A 26,587-nucleotide genomic window follows, 5' to 3' on the forward strand; every position below is an offset into this window, starting at 1 on the left:
AGCGGTGCTTCACGTCCGGGTCGGACCGCCCACCGTGAACGCGGCGTCGCCACCGCCCGCATCCATCCGCAGCTCCGCCCCCAGGAAGTACCACGAGGTGGGCCTCGAGCGCTGGTGCATGGCGGGCGACCGGGCCGCTCCCGACGACCAGCAGCGCACGGCCCCGTTCGGCTCGAACACGTAGCCGAAGCCCCGCACGGTCTGTATGAACCTCGGCATGGCCGGATCGGCCTCCACGAGCTTGCGCAGCCGCGAGACCTGCAGGTCGACGCTGCGGCTGAGCGGCGCGTCGGGGCACGACCGCGTCAGCCGCGCCAGTTCCTCGCGCGACTGCGGCTGACGGGGGCGCCTCGCCAGGGCGCCGAGCATGGCGGCGGCGCCCGCGCTCATCGGCACCATCGCGCCGTTCCTTGTCAGCACGCCGGCGCCGGCATGCCATTCGAAGCAGCCGAAGCTCACCATGTCGTGCCCGCGGAGGTTCGCGCCGGACGGCGGCCATGCGGTTGTCTGCGTATGCGTCGGCATCTTCTCTTGTCTCCTTGATCCTGTGCCGCCAGGCGGACTGGCGAGCGGCCCTGATGTGTGACGGGCGCACGATAGCGAAGCGGAACTTTCGGCTTGCTTTCAACCCGCGCACAAAACCCTCGGGGTTTTCCCGGGCGGCCCGCCCGGGCCGCGAGACAGCACGGATACACAGATGGATCGCCCCGGCCACCGGCAATACGATCCGCGCCCGCGAGGCACCGGGCCCCGTGCGGCAGGCCTGCGGCGGCGCGCTCCTTCGCTCGAAGAAGAGTTCACGACAACACACCAGCGAGACATTCATGAAACTCCGGCTTTCGCGCGGCGCCGCATCGGGCGCCGCCCTGCTCCTGTCCCTGTTGCTGCCGCTGTCCGCGCGTGCGGAAGACGGCGTGGGCAAGTCCGCCGTGCTGTTCGGCGTCTCCAGCGAGTTCAGCGGCCAGGCCGTGGCCAGGGAGGGCACCGATGGAGCGCTCGCCTACTTCGCCTACGTCAACAAGCGCGGCGGAGTGAACGGCAGGCGCGTCGAGCTCAAGACCTACGACGACGGCCGCGACGTGAAGAAGACGGTGGACAACACCGAGCGGCTCATCACGCAGGACAAGGTGTTCGCCCTCTTCGGCTACCGCTCCACCCCCACCGTCGAGGCCGCCATTCCGGTGGCGGTGCGCCACGGCGTGCCCATGATCGGGCCCTTCAGCGGCGCGCAGTCGCTGCGCGAGCCGTTCAGCCCGCTGGTGTTCCACCTGCGCGCGAGCTACCAGCAGGAAGCCGGCGCGATCATCGACCAGCTCGCCGTCCAGCAGATAGGCAGGATCGCCGTGCTCCACCAGGACGACAGCTTCGGCAAGGACGCCCTCGCCGGCTTCGAGAAGGCGCTGGCCCGCTACAAGCTCTCCGCCGTCGCGACGGCCAGCTACAGCCGAAAGGATCTGAAGGTCGAGGAAGCGAGCAAGGCCCTTGCTGCGGCGTCCCCGGGCGCCATCGTGATGGCATGCACGCCCGGCGCCTGCATCGACTTCATCAAGCGGACCAGGGCGCGCACGCGGGGAACGCAGTTCTACCTGCTGTCGAACGTCAACACCAACGAGTTCGCCAGCGAACTCGCGGCGGACGGCAACGGCGTCGTGGTCTCGCAGATCGTCCCCTCGCCCTGGAACACCGCCCTGCCGCTGGTGCGCGAATACCAGGACGCGCTCCGGGAAGCCGGAGGCCAGGCCGCGCCGGGCTACTCGGGCTTCGAGGGCTTCATCACGGCCAAGCTGCTCGTGACCGCGCTCCAGCGCGCCGGGGCCGAACCCACGCGCGCCAGGTTCATCGCCGCGCTGGAATCCATGCGCGAAGTGGACCTGGGAGGCATGTTCGTGCGCTTCTCGCCTTCCAGCCACCAGGGCTCGACGATGGTCGAACTGACCATGATCAACCGCAACGGCAAGTACATCCGGTAGGGGCACGGGGCTCTCCATCGCATATCCTCGAACCCGCGTGTCCGAGAGCGACAGAAAGAAGCCCCTTGCCCCCGTCCAAAGCCCCTGCCCCCGCTGCTGCCCTCACCCGTCCCGCGACGATGGCCGACGTGGCCGCGCGCGTCGGCGTGTCGAAGATGACGGTGTCGCGCGCGCTCAACCGCAACGGGCGCAGCGACCGCGTGACCTCCGAGGCATTGCGCCAGCGCATCCTGCAGGCCTGCGAGGAAATGGGCTACGTCATCGACCAGACGGCACGCACCTTCTCCAGCAAGCGATCGGGCTTCGTCGCGGTGCTGATCCCCTCGCTCAACAACTCCAACTTCTCCGAAACCGCGCAGGGCATCACCGCCGCCGTGGAAGCGCGAGGCCTGCAGCTGCTGCTGGGCTACACCGACTACCGCGTGGAAACCGAGGAGCGCCTGCTGCGCGCCATGCTCGCGCGCCGGCCCGAGGGCGTGATCCTCACGGGCGGCTCGCACACGCCGGCCGCGCGCGCCATGCTCCAGGCCGCGGGCGTGCCGGTGGTCGAAACCTGGGACCTGCCTGCCACGCCCATCGAACACACGGTCGGCTTCTCCAATGCCGAGGCCGCCGGCGCGATGGTGCGCCACCTGCACGCCAAGGGCTACAGGCGCATCGCGTTCATCGGCGGCACTTCCAACCGCGACACGCGCGGCGCCGACCGGCAGCGCGGCTACGCGGAGGCGATCCGCGATCTCGGCCTGCCCGACGGCCGCGTGATCAGCTTCGGCCAGCCGCCGATCTCGATGGAGCAAGGCGGCGAAGCCGTGGCGCAGCTGATCCGCCAATGGCCCGACGTGGATGCGGTGCTCTGTGTGTCCGACCTCTCGGCATTCGGCGCACTGATGGAATGCCAGCGCCGCGGCTGGGACGTGCCCGGGCGCATCGCGATCGCGGGCTTCGGCGACTTCGAAGTGGCGCGTGCCTGCCATCCGCGCATCACCACCGTGGCGGTGGATTGCGTGGGCATCGGCAAGGCTGCCGGCGAGCTGCTGCTGCGCGTGATCGACGGCGCGCGCGAAGGGCAGCGGCCGCCCGCGGAGACGGTGCTGATCCCGTTCCGCATCGAGCAGCGCGAGAGCTCCTAGCCTTTCCCTCTTCGGGGCTCAGGGATGCCAGGTCGAGACGACCGCGGGCGTCTGTGCGGTGGGCCGGCCCGCGAGCGCATAGGAGAGCTCGTTCGCGGCCTTCATGATGGTCTTGGCGTGGCCGATCAACCTGGCCTTGGGCAGGCGGTCCGCCGGCCCCGAGATGCACACCGAGCCCAGCAGCGCCCAGCGCAGCCCGAAGACCGGCGCGGACACCGTCGCCACGTTCTTCTCGCGCTCGCCGATCGAGTAGTGATAGCCCTTCTTGCGGATGTCCTCGTACAGCTTTCCGGGCTCGCCGGAAAACGCGAGGATCACGCGCCCCGGTGAACCCAGATCCAGCGGCAGCATCGCGCCCATGCGTGCGTGATGCCGGATGGGCTGCGGTCCTTCCACGCGCGCCAGGCAAGTCCTGGAATTTCCCTCGCGCACGTAGAACGCGGCGCTCTCGCCCGTTGCCTTGGAAAGGGCCAGCAGCATCGGCTCGACGACGTTGTTGGCGTCGAAGCTGGCCTGGTAGCGGGCACCGAGCCAGCCGGCCGCTGGGCCCAGCCTCCAGCCGCCGTCGTCGCGCTGCACCACGTAGCCGGCAAGCGCCAGCGTGCGCAGCAGGCGCAGCGCGGTGGTCTTGTGCATCTGGCTGCGCCGGGTCAACTCGGCCAGCGAAAGGTGCTCGTCCTGCATGCCGAAGGCATCGAGCAGTTGCAGCGCACGCGTGACGGCGGTGACGCCACCCGTGGCCTCGGAGTCCGCCTCGCGCGGCATCTCGATCACTTCCGTCCGGGTGGATCTGGTTCTTGGAGTTTGTTTCACACAGTGGTCCATGGTCCGTTCAGTGGACCACCATTGTATGGAATGGAACGCAAACCTAAAGTCGCTCCACGCCTCGCAGCACGGCCTGCAGGCGCCCAACGAACGATTCGGAGACACATCCATGCGTACCTCGAGCCTCGGCTCCATTCCTCGCCGCGCGGCCCTCGGCCTCGCCCTTCTTCTCGCCTCGGGCATGGTGCTGGCGCAGGCCTATCCGGCGCGTCCGATCAAGCTCGTCGTGCCCTTCCCGCCGGGCGGCGGCACGGACATCATCGCCCGCGAGGTGGCGAACAAGGTCGCGACCTCCGAAGGCTGGACCATCGTCATCGACAACAAGCCCGGCTCCGGCGGCAACATCGGCGTCGACGCCGTGGCCAAGGCCAACGCGGACGGCTACACGCTGGTGCTGGGCCAGACCAGCAACCTCGCGATCAATCCATCGCTCTACGCCAAGCTGCCCTATGACCCGGTGAAGGATCTCGCTGCGGTGGGCCTCGTGGCATCGGCGCCGCTGGTGGTGGTCGTTTCTTCCTCCTCGCCGTACAGGAAGCTCGCCGACGTGGTCGCCGCCGCGAAGGCCAAGCCCACCGCGCTCAACTACGCGAGCTCCGGCAACGGCACCGTGGCCCACCTCGCGACCGAGCAGTTCCAGAAGGTCGCCGGCATCCAGCTCACGCACGTGCCCTACAAGGGCGCGTCGCAGGGCCTGACCGATCTCGTCGGCGGGCAGATCCAGATGTACGTCTCGTCGGTGCCGACGCTGATCGCGCAGATCAAGAGCGGCCAGCTGCGCGCGCTCGCCGTGACCTCGCTGCAGCGCAACCGCGACCTGCCCGACGTGCCGACCATGGTCGAGGCGGGCTACAAGGACTTCGAGGCCGTCACCTGGTTCGGCGTGGCCGGCCCCGCTGCCATGTCCAGGGACGCGATCGCCAGGCTCAACGCGGCCTTCAACAAGGCCCTCGCAACGCCCGATGTGCAGAAGAAGCTCGCCGCGCAGGGCGCGGAGGTGCTGTCCGGCCCGCCCGAGAAGTTCGCGTCGCTGATCCGCACCGACGGCGTGCGCTGGGGCGCGATCGTGAAGGCTTCGGGCATCAGGCTCGATTGACGGCGCGGCGCTCCTCTTTCTCTTTTCCCTCCATCCCCGAAAGCACTTTCATGTCTTCTCCCCTTCCCGACGTCATCCGCGACTTCGAGCGCGTGCCGGCGCACATCGTGGCGCAGGCCGCCGTGTTCCAGCCAGCCATCCTGGCCGACGTGGCCGGCCGCCGCGGCGCGCTGGACGGCCGCATCAAGGCCCTGCGTCCCCGCATGAAGCTCGCAGGCACAGCCATCACCGTGGAGGTCCGCCCCGGCGACAACCTGATGATCCATGCCGCCATCGCCATGGCGAAGCCCGGCGACGTGCTCGTCATCGACGGCAAGGGCGACCAGACCTCCGCGCTCATGGGCACGATCATGATGACCGCGTGCAAGCAGATCGGCATCGCTGGCGTGGTGATGGACGGGGCCTGCCGCGACAGCGGCGAGATCGACGAAATGGACTTCCCGGTCTTCTGCGTGGGCACCAACCCGAACGGGCCGACCAAGAACATCGGCGGGCGCATCGGCCATCCGGTGTCGATCGGTGGCGTCACCGTGCACCCGGGCGACTTCGTCGTCGGAGACGGCGACGGCGTGGTGGTGGTGGAGCGCGCGAAGATCGAATCGCTGCTGCCGCTCGCGGCGAAGAAGGTGCAGGACGAAGCCGCGCGCATTGCCGCCATCAAGGAAGGCAACACCGCCGCCAAGTGGCTCGACTCGGCGCTGCGCGCTGCAGGCGTTCTGAAGGAAGGCGAGACGCTGTGACGGCCATTCTCGTGACGGGCGCCGACCTGGCACCGCAGGCCGTCGGCCTGCTCGAAGGCTACGAGCTCGTCTACGCGGGCAGGACGCCGACCGAGGACGACCTCGCGGCCCTGTGCCGTGCCCACGACCCGGTGGCCATCATCGTGCGCTACGGCAAGGTGGGCGCAGCCGTCATGGACGCGGCCCCTTCGCTCAAGGTGATCTCCAAGCACGGCAGCGGCACCGACACCATCGACAAGGCCGCCGCGCAGGCACGCGGCATCGAAGTGGTCGCGGCCGCGGGCGCCAATGCCGCCGCGGTGGCCGAGCAGGCGCTCGCGCTGCTGCTGGCCTGCGCGAAGTCGGTGGTGGCGCTGGACGCCCGCATGCATGCGGGCCATTGGGACAAGGCGACGCACAAGAGCCTCGAACTCGGCGGCCGCACCGTCGGGCTCATCGGCCTCGGTGCCATCGGGCAGCGCTTCGCTCGCATGGCCGATGCGCTCGGCATGCGCGTGCTCGGGTTCGACCCGTACGCGAAGAGCCTTCCGGAGTACGTGCAGGCCGTGGACCTCGCGACCATCTGGGCCGAGTCCGACGCCATCTCGCTGCACTGCCCGTTGACCGACGACAACCGGGGCCTGCTCGATGCCGCCACGCTGGCACGGTGCAAGCGCGGCGTGATCGTCGTCAACACGGCGCGCGGCGGCCTGATCGACGAAGACGCGCTGCTGGCGGCCGTGCGCTCGGGCCAGGTCGCCATGGCCGGGCTCGACAGCTTCGCGGTGGAGCCTATGACCGCCGGCCATCCGTTCCACGGCGAGAAGAGCATCGTGCTGAGCCCGCACATCGGTGGCGTGACCAGCGATGCCTACGTCAACATGGGCGTCGGCGCCGCGAAGAACCTGCTGCAGGTGCTCGAGCGCCAGACGGCCGCGAGCTGCTGAAACGCCTGGCCGGCCGAGACCGATCGAACGCACATTCCAAGGACACCAGGAGATGAAGACAACCATCCGCCGCATGCTCGCGGCATGCCTGCTCGCCGCTGGCGCCGCCTCCGCGCAGGCGGCTTTTCCGGAGCGCCCCATCACGCTCGTCGTGCCGTATGCGCCCGGCGGCTCGGCGGACGCGCTGGCGCGCGTGCTGGCCGTGCGCGTGGGAGCGAAGCTGGGCACCAGCGTGATCGTCGACAACCGGCCCGGTGCCAGTGGCACCATCGGCGCGAGCTTTGCGGCCAAGGCCGCGCCCGACGGCTACACCATGCTCTACGACGCCACGCCCTACTCGATCAATCCGCATCTCTTCGCGCGCATGCCGTATGCCGCCAATGCGCTGCAGCCGCTCTCGCTCGTCGCGCTGGCGCCCAACATCGTGATCGTGCGTGCCGAGTCACCGGTGAAGAGCATCAAGGACCTCGCTGACAGGGCGAAGGCCGAACCCGGAAAGCTCAACTTCGCATCGGGCGGCAGCGGCACCGTGCAGCGGCTTGCGGCGGAGCTGCTGCACCAGCGGCTCGGGCTGGACATGGTGCACGTAGGCTACAAGAGCGGCGGCCCGGCCATCTCCGATGTCATGGGCGGGCAGGTCGACTTCATGTTCAGCACCATCGCCGCCTCGTATCCGCTGGTGTCCTCCGGCAGGCTGCGCGCGCTGGCGGTGTCGTCGCCGCAGCGCTCGGCGCGGCTGCCCGAAGTGCCGACCATCGCCGAGACCGTGGCGCCCGGCTACGAGGCCTACGAGTGGAACGGCCTGCTCCTGCCGGCCGGCACGTCCGCGCCGATCGCCGAGAAGCTGCACAAGGCCGTCGTCGAGACGCTGAAGGAAGACGAAGTGAGAAAGCGCTTCGTGGACGTGGGCGTGCAGCCCGTCGGCTCGACACCTGCCGAGTTCGCCGACTTCCTGAAGAAGGAAGATGCGAAATGGGCGGACGTGATCCGCAAGGGCAACATCAAGCTCGACTGAAGACGCTCCACGAATGAACGCTGCCTCCATCGCACGGCCGGTTCCCCACTCGGTGGGCACGGGCCGCCCCGTGCCCGCGCTGCCCGCCGGTGCCTGCGACAGCCACATGCACATCTTCAACCCGCGCTTCGCCGCGTCGCCGCACTGGAAGCGCCAGCCGCCGCGCGCCGAGGTGGCGGCCTATCGACTGCTGCAGCAGCGGCTCGGAACCTCGCGCACGGTGGTCGTCAATCCGTCGACCTACGGCACCGACAACGCCTGCACGCTCGACGCGCTCGCGCAACTGGGCGAGAGCGCGCGCGGTGTCGCGGTCGTCGCCGACGACGTGAGCGACGCCGAGCTCGACCGCCTCGCGGCGCAGCGCATCCGCGGCCTGCGCGTGAACTTCGTGACGCCGCAGTCCTGGGGCGTCACCACGCCGGCGATGCTGACCACGCTGGCGCGCAAGGTGGCGCGGCTGGGCTGGCACATCCAGGTCTTCGTGCATCCGGAGCAGCTGGTGGCGCTCGAACCCGTGCTGGCGTCGCTGCCGGTACCGCTGGTCATCGACCACATGGCGCGCATCGATCCGGCCGATGGCGTCGGCGGCGCAGCCTTCGCGGTGGCGCGACGGCTGCTCGACGGCGGCAACACCTGGATGAAGCTCTCGGGCGTCTACATGCGATCGCGCGACGGGGCTCCGGCCTACCGAGACGCCTTCGCGCTGGGCCGCGCACTGGTCCAGGCAGCACCCGAGCGGCTGGTGTGGGGCAGCGACTGGCCGCACACGACCGAGACGCCGGGAACGGTGGACGACGCCGCGCTCGCCGACGTGCTCGCAGCCTGGTGCGGCGATGAGGCCGTGCGCAGGCGCATCCTCGTCGACAACCCGGCGACACTTTACGGATTCGCGGTCGCCTGATCCGCGCCGCCGAGGAGACCGACTTGTACTTCCTGCAAGCCCCCCAGGTACTGGAGCTCCAGACCTTCACCAGCATGCCCGAAGCGTTCCGCCGCCATGAGCCGAGCGCCTGGGCCGACGCCAACCGCGGCGGCCAGCCCACCGACTCGTTCCTCGAAGGCCCCGTGTTCGACGACGCCGGCAATCTCTACGTCTCGGACATCCCCTTCGGCCGGATCTTCCGCATCGACAGCGGCGGCGCATGGATCCCGGTGGCCGAGTACGACGGCGAGCCGAACGGCATGAAGTTCATCGATGCGAACACGCTGCTCGTCACCGACTACAGGAACGGCCTGATGCGCGTGGACGTTCGCACCGGCAACGTCACGCCGCACCTGCGGCGGCGCAACACCGAGAGCTTCAAGGGCGTGAACGACCTGGTGCTGGACGCGCAGGGCAACGTCTACTTCACGGACCAGGGCCAGAGCGGGCTGCACGATCCGTCGGGCCGCCTCTATCGCCTGCGGCCCGACGGGCAGCTCGACCTGCTGCTGTCCAACGTGCCCAGCCCGAACGGCGTGGCGCTCTCGCCAGACGGCAAGGTGCTCTACCTCGCCGTGACGCGCGGCAACTGCGTCTGGCGCGTGCCGCTGCTGGCGGACGGGAGCGTCGCCAAGGTGGGCCAGTTCTTCACCTCCTACGGCCCGAGCGGCCCCGACGGCCTCGCCGTCGATGCGCAGGGGCGGCTGCTGGTCGCCAACCCCGGCCTGGGCCATGTCTGGGTGCTCAATGCGCGCGCCGAGCCGGTGATGGTGCTGCGCGGCCCCGTCGGCGCATCCACGACGAACCTCGCCTTTGGCGGGCCCGACAGGTCCACACTGTTCGTCACCGACTCCACGCACGGGGAAGTGCTGAAGATCGCGCTCGACGTTCCCGGCGTCGGGCTGCATCGCCCGCAAGGCGAAGGCGCCTGAACCCCGGTCAGGCCTGCGCCTCCGGGGGCGGCGCCTCCAGCCTCGGCGTCCAGTCCTCGACGCGCATCGATGTCACGCGCTTGCGGAAAGTCTGGCGCCAGCGTTCGGCCAGTGCGGGGATTTCGGCGGCGCGCTCCCACTCAGGTGCAAAGCGTTCGTCGCGCGAGAACAGCAAGGCGATGAGGCGCGACAGCGGCCACTCCGGATGCGGCCGTTCGACCAGCGTCAGCGCCGCGCCGTTTCGTACCCAGCCGGGCTCCAGCGTTCGGTAGTACCAGCCCGTGCAGCCGCGCGACTGCATCTCGCGCGCCATGCCGGGCTCGCCGAATCGCAGGTCGAGCTTCCAGCAGGGTTGCCGGCCTTGCGACACCTGCGCCAGCGCTTCGCCGATGCGCACCACGTCGCCGATGCAGACCTTCGATTCGTCCCAGCCCGTGGTGGAGATGTTCTCGCCGAACGCCCCCGCGCGGCCGAGCAGATCGGCGCGACGGCTCCACGAAGCCCAGCCTGCGTAGTGTTCGCGCGGATAGTGATGCACGGCCTTCTCGACACCGCCATGCACGCGCAGATCGGCCTGCGCATCGCCCTGCAGGCCGGTGGAGGACAGCCACAGCGCGCCATCGACGGGCGACTTGAGAATGCCGCTGCGCGTGCGGCCGTCGGACGGCAGTGCGACCTGCCCCACAAGCAGCGCGTCGATCGTGATCGCAGCGGGCTTCATGGCTCGAGCTGCAGCAGCCATGCCGTGAGCACGGCCACGGCCGCCGCGCGCGTCCTGGCACCCTGCGCCGCGCTCTGGCGTCGCAGCGCCGGGATGTCGATGCCGGCCTGCTGCAGCTCGCAGGCATGGCCGATCAGCCAGGGCTCGATGCGCGCCGGGTCGGCCTCGGGGTGGAACTGCAGCGCCAGTGCATTGCGGCCGTGGCTGAAAGCCTGGTGCGGCGTGGCCGCCGTCCGCGCGAGCAGCTCGCCGCCCGGCGGAACATCGAAGGTGTCTCCGTGCCAGTGCAGCACCGGCACGTCCTGCAGCGCGGCGAGGCACGAGGCCATGCCCGCCGCATTCAGCTCGACCGGCGCCCAGCCGATCTCCTTGCCACCCGACGGGTACACGCGCGCGCCGAGCGCGCGGGCCATCAGTTGCGCACCCAGGCAGAGCCCCAGGGTCGGGCGCCGCAGCGCGAGGCGCTCGCGCAGGCCCCCGATCTCCGCTTCGAGAAAGGGATAGATGTTCGTGTCGTAGGCAGCGATGGGGCCACCGAGGACGACGATGAGTTCGGCCTCGCGCCATTCGTCGGTACGGAGGGTATCGAGGCCCGCCTGCCGGTACTCGACCTGGTAGCCCGCGTCGGCCAGGATGTCCGCGAACAGGCCCAGATCCTCGAAGGCGAGGTGCTGCAGGGCGATGCATTTCATGGGGTCGTCTTTCCTTTTCCTCATCCGGTCGTGCTGGCCCGGCAGCCGTGCCCGTCGCATCCTTCACTCACGGTTCCGGCCTCGCGGACGGCATCCGCAATCAGGGGCAGCGTCGATTCTTCCGCGGCCAGCTGGCCGATGGCGGCGCCGAGCGCCATGTCGTCGAGCAGGCCGAAATGGCTCAACCGTATGCGACCCTGCTTGTCGATCAGCACGGTGCTCGGCGTTCCCTGCAGCTGGTAGGCCCGCATCGTCGCCGGAATGCTTCCGTGCGCCGGACTGTCGATGCCGATGGGAAAGATGAAGCGGTGCTCGCGGATGAACGCCTCCAGCGCCGCGGCCGTCATCACCTCGTGATGCTCGAACACGGTATGCAGGCCGATCACCGCGACGTCGCCCGGCGCGAAGAGCTGCCGCATCTTCTTCGCCTGCGGCAGCCCGTGCGACACGCAGGCCGGGCACAGCATCTGGAACGCGTGCAGCACCACCACGCGGCCGCGCAGGGCCTCCAGCGTGAGGTCTGCATCGGTGTTGAACCACCGGGCGACCTGCAGCGCCGGTGCCTCTGGATGATGGCGGTGCGTGGCCATGCGCTTCTCCCGCCGGCTCTCAGGCGGCCTTGCGCAGCTTCACCGCCGGAAAGTCGAGCGGCACGTCGAAGGCAACGTTCACGTAGTTGGTGAAGAGGTTCAGCGCCACGTGCGCGACGATCTCGACGATGAGCCCGTCGTCGAAGCCCGCGTCGCGCAGCGCCTGCACGTCGGCCGCATCGACCTGCCCGCGCGCCTCGACCAGCTTGAGCGCGAAGCGCAGCGCAGCGGCGGTCTTCGGGTCGCGCGACTCGCCGGCCTGGGCGGCGGCCATGTCTTCGGCCGACGCCCCGGCCTTGCGGCCCAGCGCGGTGTGCGCGGCAAGGCAGTAGTCGCACGCGTTGCGATCGGCGACGGCAACCGCGATCTGCTCGCCGAGCTGCGCAGAGATGGCGCCGCCTCCCAGCGCGCTGAACGAACCCCACATGCTGCGCAGCGCCGCCGGCGAATTGGCGACGGCGCGGAACATGTTGGGCGTGGCGCCGAAGGCGCCGTGGATCTCGGCGAGCAGCGCCTTCGATTCGCCGGGAGCTGCCGATGCGTCGGCGATGAGATGAATGCGGGACATGGGTACTTCCTTTGCCTGTGGCGAGTGATGTCGATGAAGGAAGTGTCTTTCGCCCGGCCGTATGATTCGGCTCTTTTCATCCACAAAAGATATCTTTTCGTCCAATGTCGCAAGAGATGCCGCCGCCCATCGACAGGCTGTCGTCCCTGCTCGAGCGCTTTCGCGTCCGGGCGCACCTGTTCCATACGGGCCCGCTGTGCGGCACCACGCACTTCGCGGCGAAGAAGGGGCGCGGCTTCCTGCACGTGCTGCGCCGGGGCGAGATGGTCGTCACGCACTCGGCGCGCTCGGGTGCGCCGCGCAAGCTCTCGGTGAAGGAGCCGAGCCTGCTTTTCTACCCGCGGCCGCTGGCGCACGACTTCCACAACGCTCCGACGGAAGGATCGGATTTCGTCTGCGCCACGCTCGACTTCGACGGCGGCGAGGCGCACCCGCTGGCGCGCGCCCTGCCCGCGCTGGTGCGCCTGCCGCTGCATGCGGTGGAAGGACTGGAGCAATCGCTCGCGCTGCTGTTCGCGGAAACCACGCGGGTGATGTGCGGCCATCGCCTGCTGGCGGACCGGCTGTTCGAGGTTGTGCTGATCCAGCTGCTGCGCTGGCTGCTCGACCATCCGCAGGAAAGCGGCCTGCCGTCCGGCCTGCTCACGGGGCTGGGCGATCCGCAACTTGCGCGCGCCCTGGTCGCCATGCACGAGCGGCCGGGCGAACCGTGGATGCTGGAACAGATGGCGCGCGAGGCCGGCCTCTCGCGCAGCGCATTCGCGCTGCGCTTCAGGTCGGTGGTGGGCGCCACGCCGGCCGACTACCTGGCCGGCTGGCGCCTGAGCATCGCGCAGGCCGAGCTGCGCAACGGCGCCTCGATCAAGACCATCGCGCAGTCGCTGGGCTATGCCAACGCCTCGGCGCTGTCGCGCCTTTTCGCGCAGAAGGTCGGCATGTCGCCGCGCGAATGGATGGCCCGCGCGCAGCAGTGAACGAATGAAGCGTGAAGGGCAGCGGCTCAGGCCGCGACGGCTTCGGCGCCCTCGCCGGCGAAGTCGATCAGCACCTTCATCGCCTTGCGCCTATCGCTCGCCAGCTCGAAGGCCTGGCGCGCCTGCAGCATCGGGAAGGTGTGCGAAACCACCGGCGAAAGATCGACGCGCCCTTCGTTGATGAGCTTCACCGCCAGCGCAAACTCGGCGTGGAAGCGGAACGAGCCGCAGATGCTGAGCTCCTTGGCCACCACCATGTTCTGAGGAATGCTCACGTCGCCGCCCAGGCCGAGCTGCACGACCACGCCGCGCGGGCGCATCACCTCCAGGCCGTCGCGCAGGGCGCGCTCGTTGCCGGAGCATTCGAGCATCACGTCGAAGGTGCCCTTGTCGGCGGAGTAGCGCGACACCCAGGTCCTGTCCTGTGCCACGTTGATGGCCTCGTCTGCGCCCATGGCGCGCGCGGTGGTCAGCGGCTCGTCGACGACGTCGGTGGCGGTGATCGCGGCCGCGCCGTGCGCGCGCGCCGCCGCGATGGCGAGCACGCCGATGGGCCCGCAGCCCGACACCAGCACGCGCTTGCCCAGCAGCGGGCCGGCGCGCGACACGCCATGCAGCCCCACCGAGAAAGGCTCCGCCAGCGCGGCCAGCCGCAGCGGCACGTGATCGGCCACCTTCACGCACTGCGTGGCCTCGCACAGCAGCATGTTGCGGAAGGCGCCCTGCACATGCGGCGTGCGCATCGCGCTGCCGTAGAAGCGCATGTCCAGGCACTGGTTGGGCAGGCCCTCGAGGCAGAACTTGCAGGCGCCGCAGGGGCGGCTCGGGTTGACGGCCACCTTGTCGCCGATGCGAACGGTCTCCACGCCGGGCGCCACGGCCACCACGGTGCCGGCCACCTCGTGGCCCAGCACCATCGGCTCCTTGATGCGCACGGTGCCGAAGCCGCCGTTGTGGAAGTAGTGCAGGTCGGAGCCGCAGATGCCGCCCATTCCGACCTTCACCAGCACCTGGCCGGGGCCGATCTCGCCGGCGTCCTGTTCGTCCAGGCGCAGGTCGTCGGGGGCGTGAATCACGAGGCACATGCAACGCAGGCGCATGGTTCTTCTTCCTTCTTCAGGCAACGGGAGTGATCAGGGGAAGGCCCGCGAAGTGGGCCTCGAGGTTGCGGCGCACCAGCTCGCCCATGGCGCGGCGCGTCTGTTCGGTGCCGCTGCCATGGTGCGGAGTCAGCACCACGTTGTCCAGCGCGGCGAAGCGCGGGTCGATGCGCGGCTCGTTGAGGAACACGTCGAGCGCCGCGCCGGCGATGCCGCGCGTCTCCAGCGCCTGCAGCAGCGCGCCTTCGTCGACGGTGGTGCCGCGCGACACGTTCACGAGCCACCCCTTGGGGCCCAGCGCGCGCAGCACCTCGGCGTTCACGATGCCGCGCGTGGCCTCGCCGCCGGGCAGGATGACGATGAGCACGTCGCACCAGTCGGCCATCGCGCTCAGGCTGGTGAAGTGGCGGTGCGGGCTCTCCGCCTTCGGCGTGCGGCTGAAGTAGCCCAGCTCCACGTCGAAGCCCGAGAGCCGGCGCGCGATGGTTCCGCCGATGCGGCCGAAGCCCGCGATGCCGACGCGCTGGCCGAAGACGCGGGTAGCCAGCGGCATGGCCGATGTGGCCCACGCGCCGCTGCGCACGAAGACGTCGCCCGCCGCGATGCGCCGCTGCACCGCCAGCATGAGCCCCACGGCAAGGTCGGCCACGTCGCCGTTGAGCACGTCGGGCGTGTTGGTCACGCGGATGCCGCGCGCGCGGCAGGCGGCGAGGTCGATGGCGTCGGTGCCCACGCCGTAGCAGGCGACCAGCTCCAGCCCGGGCAGCGCGGCGATGAGCTCGGCGCTCGCGCCCAGCTCGCCGCGCGTGGCGATCGCGCGGATCCGCGATGCGTGTTCAGCGATGAAGGCCTGCCGGTCGGGCGCCTCCCAGAGGTGATGCAGCGAGTAGGCCTCCCGCATCGGCGCCATGTCCCATTCCGGGTAGGCGCCTGCCATCAGCACGTGCGGGGATGCGGCGGTAGTGGTCAAGCGGGTGTCCTTTTAGCTGGCCTCAATGATACCGGTAACTTTATATGTTCTGCGAGATCAGGCAAGTTCAGGCTTTACCTATTGACTACACTCAAAGATACCGGTAACTTTATCCGCCAGTCACGCACCAGGAAACTCCCTTGAAACTGTTCGACCTCTCCGGCCGCACCGCCCTCGTCACCGGCTCCAGCAAGGGCATCGGCTTCGCGCTCGCCGCCGCGCTCGGCAACGCGGGCGCGCGCGTCGTGCTCAATGCGCGCGACGCCGCGCTGCTCGCCGCCGCCCGCGACGCCCTGCGCGCCCGAGGCATCGCGGCCGAGGCCCAGGCTTTCGACGTGACCGATGCCGCGGCCGTTGAAGCCGGCGTGGCCGCCGTCGAGGCCGGGGTCGGCCCCATCGACATCCTCGTCAACAACGCCGGCATGCAGCATCGCGGGCCGTTCGCCGAGTTCCCGGTGGACGCGTGGCACAAGATCACCACCACCAACATCGACAGCGTGTTCCTGGTCGGCCGCGCCGTCGCGCAACGCATGATCGAGCGCAAGCGCGGCAAGATCATCAACGTGTGCTCGGTGCAGAGCGAGCTGGGCCGCCCGGGCATCGCGCCCTATGCCGCCACCAAGGGCGCGGTGAAGATGCTCACCAAGGGCATGGCGATCGACCTCGGCAGGCACGGCATCCAGGTCAACGGCCTCGGGCCGGGCTACTTCAAGACCGAACTCACGCAGGCGCTGGTGGCCGACGAGGCATTCACCGCGTGGCTCTCGGGCCGCACGCCCGCGGGCCGCTGGGGCGACGTGGAAGAGCTCGGCGGCGCGGCCATCTTCCTTGCCTCCGACGCATCGAGCTTCGTCAACGGCCACATCCTGTATGTGGACGGCGGCATCACGGCGAGCCTGTAGGCGGGCCGCGCCGTGTCCACCCAGCCGCAGCCGCAGTTGCAGTTCCAGCGCCTGCCCGTGGTGGTGATGGGCGTGTCGGGCACCGGCAAGAGCAGCGTCGCGGCCGGGCTCGCGCATCTGCTCGGCGTGCCGTGGGTAGACGGTGACGACCTGCACTCGCCCGAGGCCGTGGCACGCATGCGCGCAGGGCTGCCGCTGGGCGACGAAGACCGCTGGCCCTGGCTCGACCGCGTGGGTGCCTGTCTCGCCGACAGCACGGCCGCGCCCCGCGGCGTGGTGGTGGCCTGTTCGGCGCTGCGGCGCGCCTATCGCGACCGGCTGCGCGCAGCCTCGCCCGACCTTCGCTTCGTGTTCCTCGACGGTCCGCCCGAGCTCGTGCGCCAGCGCATGGAGCAGCGCACCGGCCACTACATGCCGCCCGCCCTGCTCGACAGCCAGCTGCTCACGCTGGAGAAGCCCGACGGGGGCGAGCCCGACGTGCTGCACACGGCCATAGACATGCCCGTCGCGCTGGTCGTCGCCAACGCCGGCGCGCGGCTTCCTCGATGGCCGCGGGATGCCGCCGCCAGGGTCTGCGCATGAGTCTTCGCATCACGGCAGGAAAGGCAAGCTCCATGTTCATCCGCTGCGCGTTCTTCAGGGGCCGGGTCAGGCCCGGCATGGAAGAAGCCTTCGACCGCCACGTGCACGAAAAGCTCGTGCCGCTGTGGACCCGCTTTCCCGGCGCGCTCGAAGTGCGCGTGCTGCGCCAGCTCGAGAGCGACGTGAGCGACCCGGAGCTGGCGATGGTGCTGTCGATCCGTTATGCGAGCCGCGAGGACATCGCCCACGCGCTCGAATCGCCGGTGCGCTACGAGAGCCGCGAAGTCTCGAAGAAGCTGTTCGAGATGTTCGACGGCACGGTCTTCCACACGGTGTTCAGCGCCGGGGAGTTCGCGCTCGCGAACGCTTCCTGAGCGGCGCAGCCTTCTTTCCGGCGGCCGTTGCCTTCTTCTTCGGCGCCGCCTTGCCGTCGAGATCCGCCAGCTCCCACATGCCGCCGGCCGCCGACACCAGCGCGTGCGCGCCGTTGATCAGCCCGATGTGCGAGAAGGCCTGCGGAAAGTTGCCCAGCTGCCGCTGCGCCACCGGGTCGTATTCCTCGGCGAACAGGCCCAGGTCGTTGCCCAGCGCCAGCAGCCGCCTGAAGAGCGCGCGCGCCTTGCGCACCTTGCCCATGGCCACGTAGACGTTCGACAGCCAGAAGCTGCACGCGATGAACGCGCCCTCGCCGCCCCCGAGGCCATCGACGCCCTTCTCGGTGCGATAGCGGTACACCAGCCCGTTGAAGACCAGTTCCTTCTCGATGCGCGCAACGGTCCCCTGCACGCGCTCGTCGTGGATCGGCAGGAAGCCGATCAGCGGCATCCACAGCAGCGCGGCGTCCACCGTGTCGGCGCCGTAGTACTGCACGAAGGAATTGCTTGCCGCGTCGTAGCCGCGCGCGCAGACCTCGGCATGGATCTCGTCGCGCGCCTCGCGCCAACGGTCGACCGGGCCTTCGAGCCCGAACTCGGTGGCGCTCGCGATCACGCGATCGAAGGCCAGCCAGCACATGATCTTGGAATGCACGAAGTGCCGGGGCTCGCCGCGCACCTCCCACAGGCTGCAGTCGGGCTCGCGCCAGAGCTCCAGCAGCTGCTTCGCGATGGCGCGCTCCAGCGGCCAGAGCTTGTCCATGTCGGCCAGCCCGGCCTTGCGCGCCGCATGGAAGGCCGCGATGACCGATCCGTACACGTCGAGCTGGCGCTGCCCGTGCGCGTCGTTGCCTATGCGCACCGGGCGGCTGCCCTCGTAGCCCGGCAGCCAGTTCAGCTCGAGCTCGGTGAGCGAGCGTTCGCCGTGCAGGCCGTACATCACCTGCAGCTCCTCGGGCGATCCGCCCACCGCGCGCATCAGCCACCAGCGCCACGCGCTGGCCTCCTCGACGTAGCCCGAGCCGATCAGCGCGTAGAGCGTGAGTGCCGCGTCGCGCAGCCAGCAGAAGCGGTAGTCCCAATTGCGCTCGCCGCCTGGCAGCTCTGGCAGCGAGGCGCTCGGTGCGGCGACGATGCCGCCGGTCGGCTCGTAGGTGAGCGCCTTGAGCGTCAGCAGCGAGCGCATCACCGGCTCGCGGAACTCGCCGTAGTAGCCGCAGCGCTCGGTCCAGGTGCTCCATTCGGTCACGGTGCGCGCCAGCAGCGCATTGGCATCGCGCGTCACCGGCGGCTTCAGGTGCGAGGGAAACCAGTCGAGGCTGAATGCGATGGACTGTCCCGCCGACACCTCGAAGTCGGCGAAGCTGGCGAAGCTCTCGTTGGTCAAAGGCACGCCGGAGCTGATGCGCACCGAGTCCGGCCCGGCGGTCGCGAACACCGCGCCGTCGCGCCGCTCCATCCACGGGCACCACTCGCCGTAGTTGAAGCGGATGCGGAACTCGGTGTGCATGCCGACCGTGCCGCGCACACCCCGCACGATGCGAATCACCTCGTGCGTGCCGTCGAGCGCGGGGCGGGGCATGAAGTCGGTGACGACGGCCACGCCCTTGCCCGTGCGTATCGTCGTTTCGAGAACCACGGTGCCGGGCAGGTAGCGCCGCGAGATTCGCGCCTTGCGGTCGCGCGCGCACATGGTCCAGTGGCCGTTGCGTTCGTCGCCGAGCAGGCTGGCGAACATCGCGGCCGAATCGAAGCGCGGTAGGCACAGCCACTCGATGTCGCCGCCACGATGCACCAGCGCCGCGCTGTGGGTCGAGCCGATGAGCGCGTACTCGCCGATCGGGCGGCTGGCCTGCAGCCTTGAAGAGGGTTGCTTGCGGGTCTTTGGCAAGCCACCGAGTGTTCGGGCGCGCGCAGGCGTTGCGCGCCGGAGGCGGGCTCGCCTCGCTGACGGACAACGCCTATTCAACGCCCGTTCAGCGCCTGTCCGTCACCTCGTGGCGAACGAAGACGCCCCTAGAGCAGGTCCTTCAGCTTCGCCCGCAGCCTGCTGATCGCCTGGCTGTGCAGCTGGCAGACGCGCGACTGGCTCACCTCGAGGATCGCGCCGATCTCGCGCAGGTTCAGCTCTTCCTCGTAGTAGAGGTTCAGCAGCAGCTGGTCGCGCTCGGGCAGCGCCGAGATGGCATCCACCAGCTGGTGGCGGAAGCCGCTTTCCAGCAGCTGTTCCAGCGGGTCGTCGCTGCTGCGCCGGTCCTTGCGCGCATCCTGCGAATGGCTGTCGAGAAAACCGTTGTCGGCATCGTCCTTGGAGAAGTCCTCGACGTAAAGAAGCTGGCAGCCCTGGATCTCCTGCAGCAGCGACTGGTACGCCTCGATGTCCATCTTCAGTTCCCTGGCGATCTCCCCTTCGGTGGGAGCACGCCCGAGCCTGTGGCCCAGCGCCTGCATCGCCTTCTCGATGCCGCGCGCCGACTGGCGCAGGCCGCGCGAGCCCCAGTCGGCGGCGCGCAGCTCGTCGAGCATCGCGCCGCGGATGCGCTGGCTCACGAAAGTCTCGAACTGGGCGCCGCGGTTGTCCTGGTAGCGTGCGGATGCGTCCAGCAGGCCCAGCATGCCGGCCTGGATCAGGTCGTCCAGCTCCACGCTGGCCGGCAGCTTCGCCATCATCTGCAGCGCGATACGGCGCACCAGCGGCTGGTGCTGCGCGAGCAGGTGCGATTTCTCGATGGTTCCTTGTGCGGTGTACATGGCCGTGCTTCCTTCCTCGGTGCGGAGCCGGCGGGCTCAGGCCACGGCCTGCAGCGGCGCTGCCTCGGGCCACGGCCATCGGTCCAAGTCGCCCGCCGCGCGGCGGAAGTCGACCGCCGCGTCGCTCGCGGGAAACGCCTCCGCGATGGTCTTCTTCAGCCGCCACGCATCGGCGACGAGCGGGTCGAAGCGCACCCAGCCCGCGGCCTGCAGCGACAGCGCGAGATAGCGACTGCCGGCATGGGCGAGGTTGTTCATGATCTGCCGCGCCGCCTGCACGTCGGCCACGCCGTTGAGCAGAAAGCGCATCTGCTTCAGGCCGTGCGCGTGGTGCAGGCGCTTGATGCCCGCGTACGCCGACGTGACCGAGGCGGGATGCGGCTGCAGCACCAGCAGCAGGTCGTCCGCGCATTGCGCGAGCGGCGACAGGCGGCCCTCGCGGTCGAAGGCCGCATCGATGACGACGACGCCGTCGTACCAGAACCTGCGCGGATCGATGGCGCCATCCGTTGAGCCATCCGTTGAGCCATCCGTTGAGCCATCCATTGCGCCATCCATCGCACCGGTTACCGCTGAAGGCGGCGCCGGCAGCACGTGCACGCCGCAGGCCGTGCGCACCTCGGCGCCGTCCAGCGTGAGGCGTCCGCCCGCGACGTCGACCAGGCTGCCCAGCGGATCGATGTCCCAGACCTCGCAGGCCGAGCCCTCGGCCGGGCAGTGCTCGTCCAGCAGCAGCACGTTGCGGCCCTGCCCGACCAGCGCCACGGCGAGATTCATCGCAGCCGTGGTGCCGCCCGCGCCGGGGCCCATGCCGAGCACCGCGACCACGCGCGCCTGCGTCGGGGCGAGCAGGCGCCGCAGGCCGTCCGCCTGATCCGCGACCAGCTTGTTCATTGCCTTACCCTCAATCCTGCCGCTCCAGCTTCTGCGGCTTCTCCAGCGCGCGGGGCGGCTGCACCGGCGCGCTCGACTCGGTGCCGAGCGCATCCAGCAGCAGGAAGAGCTTGCCCACGCCCGCATAGAGCGCGCTGCCGCTCATGGCGCGGCCGTTGCGCGCCGGGCGCCCGGTGAGCTGGCCCAGCAGCGCGCGCGCACGGTCGGCCCATTCGCCTTCTGCCTGCAGCAGGCGCCACACGGTGGTGGTCATCTGGCCGGCGATCAGCAGCCGCTTCATGATGTCGGGGTCGCCCAGCTCGCCGATGCCGCCCACCAGCTGCACGCCGTCGCGCATCAGGCGGAAGCAGGGCTCTGCCTCCACGGCCCAGCCCAGCCATTGCGCGAGCTGGCGCGCGGAAACCTCGGTGCCGACGTTCGACAGCGCATGGCCCAGCGCGAGCACGTTGCCGCTGCGCGCGTCGACCACCCGCGTGGCGACGCAGCGCAGCGCGGGCATCTCGTCGCGCCCGATGCCCGCCGCCATCGCGGCCGCATTGAAGCGCAGCACGACGTCGGCATGCGCCTCGGAAAGCAGCGCCGCCTTGCCGCGAAAGCGCACGGGGCGGCCTTCGCCGAACTCGAAATCCATGCGTGCGAGCGTGTCCGGCGAACCGGTGCGCATGTCGATCACCGCGGTGGAGCCCGGCGCGCGCGCCAGCCAGCGCTGGCCGGCGGCCTGCCACTGCACCATGGCCTCGATGCCGGGCAGCCTCGTCAGCAGATGCACCAGCGGGCGGGAGCCGAAGTCCTGCTGGCGCAGCCACGGCACCTGGCGTGCGCCCGGCTTGCGGGCGGCATCCTTCGCGCCGCGCGTGGCCGCGGTCGAGAGCCACTGGTTGGGCGCCGCCAGTGGCAGGCCCGTGCGGTCCGACAGCAGCAGGCTGCCATGGCATTCGTAGGCATCGCCGCCTTCGTTCGAGCGCAGCCCGACCTGCCCGCACAGCGCGAGCACATGGCTTTCGCAGCCTGCGGCCACTTCGCCGCGCGCGTGCACCAGCAGGTCTTGCAGCACGGCCTTCTGGCCCGCTTCCTCGTCGCTTGCCTGGCGCCACAGCGAACGGGCGCGCTCGAAGCCGATCTGCGCGCCGGCCAGCGCGCTCGCGGTGGTGGCGAGTTCCTGCGCGTCGTGCGCCATGGCACGGATCAGGTTCTGGTACTTCAGGCGCAGCAGGTCGGTCTCTCCCTGGGCCACCTGCACGGCCTGCTGCGAAGCGCCTGCCGAGGCGGCGTCTTCCTGCAGGTCGCTCTCGGCGGGCACGAACAGCGGGCTGTGCTGGCGCGGCTCGAACACGCTGTCCACCAGCTGCGCGCGGTCGGCCTGCATCAGGTTCTCTGGCACCTTCTGGCCGCTGGAGATGTAGTGCACCGGCAGGCGGTGGCGGATGACGGTGTCGATCAGCGCGCCCGGGTGCGTGGCCTCGTCCACCTTGGTGAAGATGCAGCCCGCGAGCTCGTTGCCGTGGCGGTAGGCGTGCACCACCTCGTTGAGCGTGTCGCCGTGGCTGGTGGCGTTGAGCAGCAGCAGCTTCTTCACAGGACGCGGGCTCTGGCCCAGCATGGCGATCTGCTCGGGCACGGCGCGGTCGCGCTGGCTCATGCCGACGGTGTCGATCAGCACCATGTGCTTCTCGCGCAGGTCGCGCAGCACCAGGTGCAGGTCGGCGGCGTCCTTCACCGCGTACACCGGCACGTTGAGGATCTGGCCGTAGATGCGCAGCTGCTCGTAGGCGCCGATCCGGTAGCTGTCGGTGGTCACCAGCGCGAGCTTGTCGGCGCCGAAGCGCATCACGCAGCGCGCGGCCAGCTTGGCGGTGGTGGTGGTCTTGCCCACGCCGGTCGGCCCCATCAGCGCATAGACGCCGCCCTGCGCGAACAGGGCGTCCTCGTCCTCATGCACGGGCACGGCGCGGATCAGCTCCGAGCGCACGTAGGCCATGCCTTCGGCATAGGTGCGGCCGGTAGGCAGCTTCTCGAGCATGGCCTTGGAAAGCCGTGCGCTGAAGCCGGCGCCCAGCAGCGTGCGCAGGAGGCGGCCGCGCACGGGATCGCGGCGCTGCCTGTCGTTCCACACCACGCTGGCGAGCTGTTCCTCGATCATGCCGCGCATGGAGTGGAGCTCTTCGAGCACGGTGTCGGCAGGAGCAGGTGCTGCGCCCGGTGCGGCCGACACGACTGGAGCCGGCGCCGCCGGCATCTGCATCGCACGTGCGGCCGGTGCGGGAACAGGAGCCACAGGTGCCACCGGGGCCGCCGCAACCGGAGCCGCCATGGGCTTCGCGGGCGCACTGCCGCCCTGCTGCAGCACGCCCTGCACTTCGCCCTCGACCATGGCGACGATCTCCACACCTTCCGCAGTAGCGCGGTGCGAGAGCACGATGGCGTCGGCGCCCAGCGCCTCCCTCACCAGTCGCAGGGCTTCGCGGCTGGTGGCCGCGACGAATTTGCGCGCGGTGGCGCGCACGTCTGTCTGTTGGGGGGAATTCAACCTCGTCCTCCGATGGCGGTGGTGACCTTGATGGTTCGGGAATCAGGAATTTCTGCGTGCGAAAGCACCTTGAGCTGCGGCAGGCTGCGCCGCAGGAAGCGCGACAGCAGCACGCGCAGCGCGTGCTGAACGACCAGCACGGGCGCGAGGCCCATCTGCTCCTGTCGCGTGATGGCTGCCTGCGCCTGGCGCAGCAGGTTGTCGGCGATGCCGGGCTCGATGCCGCTGCTGTTGGTGAGGGCCTGCTGCAGCACGCCGTCGAGCGAGCCGTCCAGGCCGATGACCTGCATCTCGGCATCGCCCGGGAAGAGCTGCTGCGTGATCGCACGGCCCAGCGCCAGGCGCGTGAGCGTGGTGAGCTCGGTCGGGTCCTTGACGGTCGGCGCGTGCTCGGCCATCACGTCGAGGATGGTGCGCATGTCGCGGATCGGCACCTCTTCGTCGAGCAGGTTCTGCAGCACCTTGTGCAGCGTGCTGAGCGACAGCACCTTGGGCACCAGGTCTTCCGTGAGCTTGGGCGCGGTCTTGGCGATCTGGTCGAGCAGCTGCTGCACTTCCTGGCGGCCCAGCAGCTCGGCGGCGTGCGTCTGTATGAGGTGGTTCAGGTGCGTGGCCATCACCGTGCAGGCATCGACCACCGTGTAGCCGTACACCTGCGCCTGCTGGCGCAGGCTCGCGTCGATCCACGTCGCCGCGAGGCCGAAGGCCGGGTCGCGCGTGGGGGTGCCCGGCAGCGTGCCGCTCACCTGGCCCGGGTTGATGGCCATCCACTGGTTGGGGAAGGCCTCGCCGCGGCCGATCTCCACGTCCTTCAATGTGATGACATAGGTGTTGGGCTTGATCTCCAGGTTGTCGCGAATGTGCACCACCGGCACCAGGAAGCCCACTTCCTGCGCGATCTTCTTGCGGATGCTCTTGATGCGCCCCAGCAATTCACCCTGCTGCGACTGGTCCACCAGCGGAATGAGCCGGTAGCCCACCTGCATGCCCAGCGGGTCGACCATGGCCACGTCGTCCCATGTGGCCTCGGCCGTCTCGGCGGACGACGCGGCAAGGTTCGCGGCCTGCGCGGCGGCGGCCTCCTGCGCGGCCTGCTGCTTCGGCTGGCGCAGCAGCAGCCCGCGACCCAGCCACACCAGGCCGCCCGCGATCAGCAGGAAGGCCAGGTTTGGCATGCCCGGGATCATGCCCAGCAGGCCGACGATCCCGGCCGTAAGAAAGAGCACCTGCGGGTTGGAAAAGAGCTGGCCCGTGAGCTGGCTGCCCACGTCCTCGTCGGTGGTCACGCGCGAGACGATCACGCCGGCGGCGGTGGAGATCACCAGTGCCGGGATCTGCGCCACCAGGCCGTCGCCGATGGCCAGCAGCGTGTAGGTCTTGCCGGCCGTGGAGAAGTCCAGCCCGTGCTGCACCATGCCCACCACCAGGCCGCCGATGATGTTGATGACCATGATGAGCAGGCCCGCGATCGCGTCGCCGCGCACGAACTTGCTGGCACCGTCCATCGAGCCGTAGAAGTCGGCCTCCTGCGCAACTTCCTGGCGGCGCTTGCGGGCCACGTCCTCGCCGATCAGGCCGGCGTTGAGGTCGGCGTCGATGGCCATCTGCTTGCCCGGCATCGCGTCGAGCATGAAGCGCGCGCCCACCTCGGCGATGCGGCCCGCGCCCTTGGTGATCACCATGAAGTTGATGAGCACGAGGATGATGAACACCATCACGCCCACCGCGAAGTTGCCGCCCACCAGGAAGTGCCCGAAGGCCTCGATCACCTTGCCCGCCGCGTCTGGGCCGGTGTGGCCGTTCATCAGCACCACGCGCGTGGAGGCCACGTTCAGCGACAGGCGCAGCAGCGTGGAGAACAGCAGCACGGCCGGGAAGGCCGCGAAGTCCAGCGCCTTCATCGTGTACATGCTCACCAGCAGCACCATCACCGACATGGCGATGTTGAAGGTGAACAGCAGGTCGAGCAGGAATGGCGGCAGCGGCAGCACCATCATGCTCAGGATCATGATGATGAGAAGCGGCCCGGCCAGGCCCTTGAGCTGCGAGCCCGGGAAGAAGCGCGCGGGCATGCGCATCAGGTTTGTCATCGCGTTCATGCGGCTTGCTCTGCCGCTTCGGCGGCGGTGTATTGAAGGTCTGCGGGAACCGGCAGATCGGTGGGTGTGCGCGGCGCTTCACCGCCCTCGGCCTTCCAGCGCCTGAGCTGGTAGACCCAGGCCAGCACCTCGGCCACTGCGGTGTAGAGGCCGGCCGGGATCTCGTCGCCCAGCTTCGTGTGCCTGTAGAGGGAACGCGCGAGCGGCGGCGCCTCGAGGATCGCCACCTTGTGCTCCTTGGCGAGCTCGCGGATGCGCGCGGCCACGAGCTCGGTGCCCTTGGCCACCACGCGCGGCGCGCGCATGCCGCCTTCCTGGTACTTGAGCGCCACCGCGAAGTGCGTGGGGTTGGTCAGCACGATGTCGGCCTTGGGCACCTCGGACATCATCCGGCGGCGTGCCATCTGCTGCTGCTGGCGGCGGATCGCGGCCTTGATGTGCGGATCGCCTTCGCTTTCCTTGTGCTCCTGGCGCACGTCCTCGCGCGACATGCGCAGCTTGCGGTAGTAGCTCCAGAGCTGGAAGGGCACGTCGATCAGCGCCACGAGAAAGAGAGTGGCCGCGATCAGCACGCAGTGCTTGGCCACCAGCACCATCGCGTGCGGCAATGCGTACTGCGCGGGCTGCGCCATCAGCGCCATCAGGGTGCCGATGTCCCTCGACACCACCCACCAGGCCACGCCGCCGATGAGGGCCGACTTGGCCAGCGCCTTGAGCAGTTCGGCGAGCGACTGCGCGGAAAACATGCGGCCGATGCCGGCCAGGGGATTGAGCTTGCCGAAGTTCGGCGCCACCGACTTGGTGGAGAAGAGCCAGCCGCCGAGCATCATCGGCGCGACCACGGCGGCGACGATCATCATCGCGAACATCGGGCCGATGGCGCCCAGCGCCTGCATCGACATGAGCCCCGTGCGGGACAGCATGTACGAGGAATCGAAGGCGCTCGCGCGATCGAACTGCAGGCCCATGCGCAGCGCGCCGTTCATGCTCGTGCCGAGCGACTCCGACGCGAGCCACAGGCCGGCACAGGCCGTGCCCAGCATGACGAAGGTGGTGAGCTCGCGCGAACGGGCTACGTTGCCTTCCTCGCGGGCCTTTTCCAGGCGCCGCTCGGAGGCGGGTTCCGTTTTCTCGAGATCGCTTTCCTCAGCCATTCATGCTCCGAACCAGCAGTGGCGAAGTACGCCTTGCTCATGGCCAAATTATTGAATTCGACCCTCCGGAACAATCTGTCGATCAGGGCCCTGATAGCCCTGCAATTCGGACAATAGAAAGGGCCTGGCAGGC

The 26,587-nt window shown here is 69.5% G+C and carries 26 protein-coding genes; 12 read left to right on the forward strand and 14 right to left on the reverse strand.

Features of this window, described 5'->3' with window-relative positions; all coding sequences use genetic code 11:
* Positions 1 to 9: 9 nt before the first annotated feature.
* Complete coding sequence (locus tag SFB74_RS25145) at positions 10 to 420, reverse strand: winged helix-turn-helix domain-containing protein (RefSeq protein ID WP_432727068.1); 411 nt, start codon at positions 418 to 420, stop codon at positions 10 to 12.
* A 404-nt stretch (positions 421 to 824) separates the two neighbouring features.
* On the opposite strand from SFB74_RS25145, the gene SFB74_RS25150 reads away from it, so the two are divergent.
* Together SFB74_RS25150 and SFB74_RS25155 are read left to right on the forward strand one after the other, a co-directional pair.
* On the forward strand, positions 825 to 1,970 hold the full coding sequence (locus SFB74_RS25150; protein ID WP_432727069.1) for an ABC transporter substrate-binding protein: 1,146 nt from the start codon (positions 825 to 827) through the stop codon (positions 1,968 to 1,970).
* Between the two features lie 119 nt (positions 1,971 to 2,089).
* The gene (locus SFB74_RS25155) at positions 2,090 to 3,100 is read left to right on the forward strand and encodes a LacI family DNA-binding transcriptional regulator (protein ID WP_432731992.1); all 1,011 of its coding nucleotides are present in this window, start codon (positions 2,090 to 2,092) and stop codon (positions 3,098 to 3,100) included.
* 18 nt (positions 3,101 to 3,118) lie between these two features.
* Here the strand turns inward: SFB74_RS25155 and SFB74_RS25160 are convergent, their stop codons facing one another.
* Positions 3,119 to 3,865 (reverse strand): IclR family transcriptional regulator, encoded by a 747-nt coding sequence (locus SFB74_RS25160; RefSeq protein ID WP_432727070.1) that lies wholly within the window; start codon positions 3,863 to 3,865, stop codon positions 3,119 to 3,121.
* A 169-nt stretch (positions 3,866 to 4,034) separates the two neighbouring features.
* On the opposite strand from SFB74_RS25160, the gene SFB74_RS25165 reads away from it, so the two are divergent.
* Genes SFB74_RS25165 through SFB74_RS25190 form a run of 6 tightly spaced genes read left to right on the forward strand, consistent with a single transcriptional unit; the run spans position 4,035 to position 9,556 of the window.
* A complete protein-coding gene (locus SFB74_RS25165; protein ID WP_432727071.1) occupies positions 4,035 to 5,021 on the forward strand; it encodes a Bug family tripartite tricarboxylate transporter substrate binding protein in 987 nt (328 codons plus the stop codon).
* Between the two features lie 50 nt (positions 5,022 to 5,071).
* Positions 5,072 to 5,761: an RraA family protein gene (locus SFB74_RS25170; RefSeq protein ID WP_432727072.1), complete on the forward strand. Its 690-nt coding sequence runs from the start codon at positions 5,072 to 5,074 to the stop codon at positions 5,759 to 5,761.
* Positions 5,758 to 6,687 (forward strand): NAD(P)-dependent oxidoreductase, encoded by a 930-nt coding sequence (locus SFB74_RS25175; RefSeq protein ID WP_432727073.1) that lies wholly within the window; start codon positions 5,758 to 5,760, stop codon positions 6,685 to 6,687. The genes SFB74_RS25170 and SFB74_RS25175 overlap by 4 nt, the downstream gene beginning before the upstream one ends.
* Positions 6,688 to 6,739: 52 nt before the next feature.
* Entirely contained in the window at positions 6,740 to 7,702 is a 963-nt protein-coding gene (locus SFB74_RS25180) for a tripartite tricarboxylate transporter substrate binding protein (RefSeq protein ID WP_432727074.1), read from the forward strand.
* A gap of 13 nt (positions 7,703 to 7,715) precedes the next feature.
* A complete protein-coding gene (locus tag SFB74_RS25185; RefSeq protein WP_432727075.1) occupies positions 7,716 to 8,603 on the forward strand; it encodes an amidohydrolase family protein in 888 nt (295 codons plus the stop codon).
* Positions 8,604 to 8,626: 23 nt separating this feature from the next.
* The gene (locus SFB74_RS25190; protein WP_432727076.1) at positions 8,627 to 9,556 is read left to right on the forward strand and encodes an SMP-30/gluconolactonase/LRE family protein; all 930 of its coding nucleotides are present in this window, start codon (positions 8,627 to 8,629) and stop codon (positions 9,554 to 9,556) included.
* A 7-nt stretch (positions 9,557 to 9,563) separates the two neighbouring features.
* Here SFB74_RS25190 and SFB74_RS25195 read toward each other — a convergent pair whose 3' ends face one another.
* Genes SFB74_RS25195 through SFB74_RS25210 form a run of 4 tightly spaced genes read right to left on the reverse strand, consistent with a single transcriptional unit; the run spans position 9,564 to position 12,127 of the window.
* The gene (locus SFB74_RS25195) at positions 9,564 to 10,277 is read right to left on the reverse strand and encodes an MOSC domain-containing protein (protein WP_432727077.1); all 714 of its coding nucleotides are present in this window, start codon (positions 10,275 to 10,277) and stop codon (positions 9,564 to 9,566) included.
* Positions 10,274 to 10,969, reverse strand: coding sequence for a glutamine amidotransferase (locus tag SFB74_RS25200; protein ID WP_432727078.1), 696 nt, complete (start codon positions 10,967 to 10,969; stop codon positions 10,274 to 10,276). The genes SFB74_RS25195 and SFB74_RS25200 overlap by 4 nt, the downstream gene beginning before the upstream one ends.
* Positions 10,970 to 10,989: 20 nt before the next feature.
* Positions 10,990 to 11,559, reverse strand: coding sequence for a TlpA disulfide reductase family protein (locus tag SFB74_RS25205; RefSeq protein ID WP_432727079.1), 570 nt, complete (start codon positions 11,557 to 11,559; stop codon positions 10,990 to 10,992).
* Positions 11,560 to 11,578: 19 nt separating this feature from the next.
* Positions 11,579 to 12,127: a carboxymuconolactone decarboxylase family protein gene (locus SFB74_RS25210; protein WP_432727080.1), complete on the reverse strand. Its 549-nt coding sequence runs from the start codon at positions 12,125 to 12,127 to the stop codon at positions 11,579 to 11,581.
* 104 nt (positions 12,128 to 12,231) lie between these two features.
* Between SFB74_RS25210 and SFB74_RS25215 the strand changes: the two genes are divergently transcribed.
* Positions 12,232 to 13,101, forward strand: a complete 870-nt coding sequence (locus SFB74_RS25215; RefSeq protein WP_432727081.1) for an AraC family transcriptional regulator — start codon at positions 12,232 to 12,234, stop codon at positions 13,099 to 13,101.
* Between the two features lie 26 nt (positions 13,102 to 13,127).
* Here the strand turns inward: SFB74_RS25215 and SFB74_RS25220 are convergent, their stop codons facing one another.
* Positions 13,128 to 14,201 carry an L-idonate 5-dehydrogenase gene (locus tag SFB74_RS25220; RefSeq protein WP_432727082.1) on the reverse strand — a complete coding sequence of 358 codons (1,074 nt, stop codon included), beginning with the start codon at positions 14,199 to 14,201 and terminating at the stop codon, positions 13,128 to 13,130.
* 16 nt (positions 14,202 to 14,217) lie between these two features.
* Entirely contained in the window at positions 14,218 to 15,171 is a 954-nt protein-coding gene (locus tag SFB74_RS25225) for a 2-hydroxyacid dehydrogenase (RefSeq protein WP_432727083.1), read from the reverse strand.
* Between the two features lie 140 nt (positions 15,172 to 15,311).
* Between SFB74_RS25225 and SFB74_RS25230 the strand changes: the two genes are divergently transcribed.
* From SFB74_RS25230 to SFB74_RS25240, 3 genes are read left to right on the forward strand one after another with little or no spacing between them, the layout of a single operon-like run.
* Positions 15,312 to 16,073 carry an SDR family oxidoreductase gene (locus SFB74_RS25230; RefSeq protein ID WP_432727084.1) on the forward strand — a complete coding sequence of 254 codons (762 nt, stop codon included), beginning with the start codon at positions 15,312 to 15,314 and terminating at the stop codon, positions 16,071 to 16,073.
* A gap of 12 nt (positions 16,074 to 16,085) precedes the next feature.
* Positions 16,086 to 16,655, forward strand: a complete 570-nt coding sequence (locus SFB74_RS25235; RefSeq protein ID WP_432727085.1) for a gluconokinase — start codon at positions 16,086 to 16,088, stop codon at positions 16,653 to 16,655.
* Positions 16,656 to 16,687: 32 nt separating this feature from the next.
* A complete protein-coding gene (locus SFB74_RS25240) occupies positions 16,688 to 17,029 on the forward strand; it encodes a hypothetical protein (protein ID WP_432727086.1) in 342 nt (113 codons plus the stop codon).
* Here SFB74_RS25240 and SFB74_RS25245 read toward each other — a convergent pair.
* The 6 genes from SFB74_RS25245 to flhB form a co-directional block, all read right to left on the reverse strand.
* A complete protein-coding gene (locus tag SFB74_RS25245; protein WP_432727088.1) occupies positions 16,992 to 18,920 on the reverse strand; it encodes a glycoside hydrolase family 15 protein in 1,929 nt (642 codons plus the stop codon). The two genes, SFB74_RS25240 and SFB74_RS25245, sit on opposite strands and share 38 nt — an antisense overlap.
* Positions 18,921 to 19,045: 125 nt before the next feature.
* On the reverse strand, positions 19,046 to 19,780 hold the full coding sequence (locus SFB74_RS25250; protein WP_432727089.1) for an RNA polymerase sigma factor FliA: 735 nt from the start codon (positions 19,778 to 19,780) through the stop codon (positions 19,046 to 19,048).
* Between the two features lie 36 nt (positions 19,781 to 19,816).
* On the reverse strand, positions 19,817 to 20,674 hold the full coding sequence (locus tag SFB74_RS25255; RefSeq protein WP_432727091.1) for a flagellar biosynthesis protein FlhG: 858 nt from the start codon (positions 20,672 to 20,674) through the stop codon (positions 19,817 to 19,819).
* Positions 20,675 to 20,684: 10 nt separating this feature from the next.
* Positions 20,685 to 23,201 carry a flagellar biosynthesis protein FlhF gene (gene flhF, locus SFB74_RS25260; protein WP_432727092.1) on the reverse strand — a complete coding sequence of 839 codons (2,517 nt, stop codon included), beginning with the start codon at positions 23,199 to 23,201 and terminating at the stop codon, positions 20,685 to 20,687.
* On the reverse strand, positions 23,198 to 25,300 hold the full coding sequence (gene flhA, locus SFB74_RS25265) for a flagellar biosynthesis protein FlhA (protein ID WP_432727094.1): 2,103 nt from the start codon (positions 25,298 to 25,300) through the stop codon (positions 23,198 to 23,200). Before flhA ends, flhF begins: the two co-directional genes overlap by 4 nt.
* Positions 25,297 to 26,454 carry a flagellar biosynthesis protein FlhB gene (flhB, locus tag SFB74_RS25270; protein WP_432727096.1) on the reverse strand — a complete coding sequence of 386 codons (1,158 nt, stop codon included), beginning with the start codon at positions 26,452 to 26,454 and terminating at the stop codon, positions 25,297 to 25,299. Before flhB ends, flhA begins: the two co-directional genes overlap by 4 nt.
* Positions 26,455 to 26,587: the final 133 nt, after the last annotated feature.

The sequence above is a fragment of the Variovorax xiamenensis genome (assembly GCF_050916385.1).
GTDB lineage: Bacteria > Pseudomonadota > Gammaproteobacteria > Burkholderiales > Burkholderiaceae_C > Variovorax.

Excerpts from the sequence above, each read along its gene's own strand:
- SFB74_RS25150 (WP_432727069.1), top strand. The coding sequence starts at position 825 with ATGAAACTCCGGCTTTCGCGCGGCGCCGCATCGGGCGCCGCCCTGCTC.
- SFB74_RS25155 (WP_432731992.1), top strand. The coding sequence starts at position 2,090 with ATGGCCGACGTGGCCGCGCGCGTCGGCGTGTCGAAGATGACGGTGTCG.
- SFB74_RS25160 (WP_432727070.1), bottom strand. The coding sequence starts at position 3,865 with ATGCCGCGCGAGGCGGACTCCGAGGCCACGGGTGGCGTCACCGCCGTC.
- SFB74_RS25165 (WP_432727071.1), top strand. The coding sequence starts at position 4,035 with ATGCGTACCTCGAGCCTCGGCTCCATTCCTCGCCGCGCGGCCCTCGGC.
- SFB74_RS25170 (WP_432727072.1), top strand. The coding sequence starts at position 5,072 with ATGTCTTCTCCCCTTCCCGACGTCATCCGCGACTTCGAGCGCGTGCCG.
- SFB74_RS25180 (WP_432727074.1), top strand. The coding sequence starts at position 6,740 with ATGAAGACAACCATCCGCCGCATGCTCGCGGCATGCCTGCTCGCCGCT.
- SFB74_RS25185 (WP_432727075.1), top strand. The coding sequence starts at position 7,716 with ATGAACGCTGCCTCCATCGCACGGCCGGTTCCCCACTCGGTGGGCACG.
- SFB74_RS25195 (WP_432727077.1), bottom strand. The coding sequence starts at position 10,277 with ATGAAGCCCGCTGCGATCACGATCGACGCGCTGCTTGTGGGGCAGGTC.
- SFB74_RS25200 (WP_432727078.1), bottom strand. The coding sequence starts at position 10,969 with ATGAAATGCATCGCCCTGCAGCACCTCGCCTTCGAGGATCTGGGCCTG.
- SFB74_RS25205 (WP_432727079.1), bottom strand. The coding sequence starts at position 11,559 with ATGGCCACGCACCGCCATCATCCAGAGGCACCGGCGCTGCAGGTCGCC.
- SFB74_RS25210 (WP_432727080.1), bottom strand. The coding sequence starts at position 12,127 with ATGTCCCGCATTCATCTCATCGCCGACGCATCGGCAGCTCCCGGCGAA.
- SFB74_RS25215 (WP_432727081.1), top strand. The coding sequence starts at position 12,232 with ATGTCGCAAGAGATGCCGCCGCCCATCGACAGGCTGTCGTCCCTGCTC.
- SFB74_RS25220 (WP_432727082.1), bottom strand. The coding sequence starts at position 14,201 with ATGCGCCTGCGTTGCATGTGCCTCGTGATTCACGCCCCCGACGACCTG.
- SFB74_RS25240 (WP_432727086.1), top strand. The coding sequence starts at position 16,688 with ATGTTCATCCGCTGCGCGTTCTTCAGGGGCCGGGTCAGGCCCGGCATG.
- SFB74_RS25250 (WP_432727089.1), bottom strand. The coding sequence starts at position 19,780 with ATGTACACCGCACAAGGAACCATCGAGAAATCGCACCTGCTCGCGCAG.
- SFB74_RS25255 (WP_432727091.1), bottom strand. The coding sequence starts at position 20,674 with ATGAACAAGCTGGTCGCGGATCAGGCGGACGGCCTGCGGCGCCTGCTC.
- flhA (WP_432727094.1), bottom strand. The coding sequence starts at position 25,300 with ATGAACGCGATGACAAACCTGATGCGCATGCCCGCGCGCTTCTTCCCG.
- flhB (WP_432727096.1), bottom strand. The coding sequence starts at position 26,454 with ATGGCTGAGGAAAGCGATCTCGAGAAAACGGAACCCGCCTCCGAGCGG.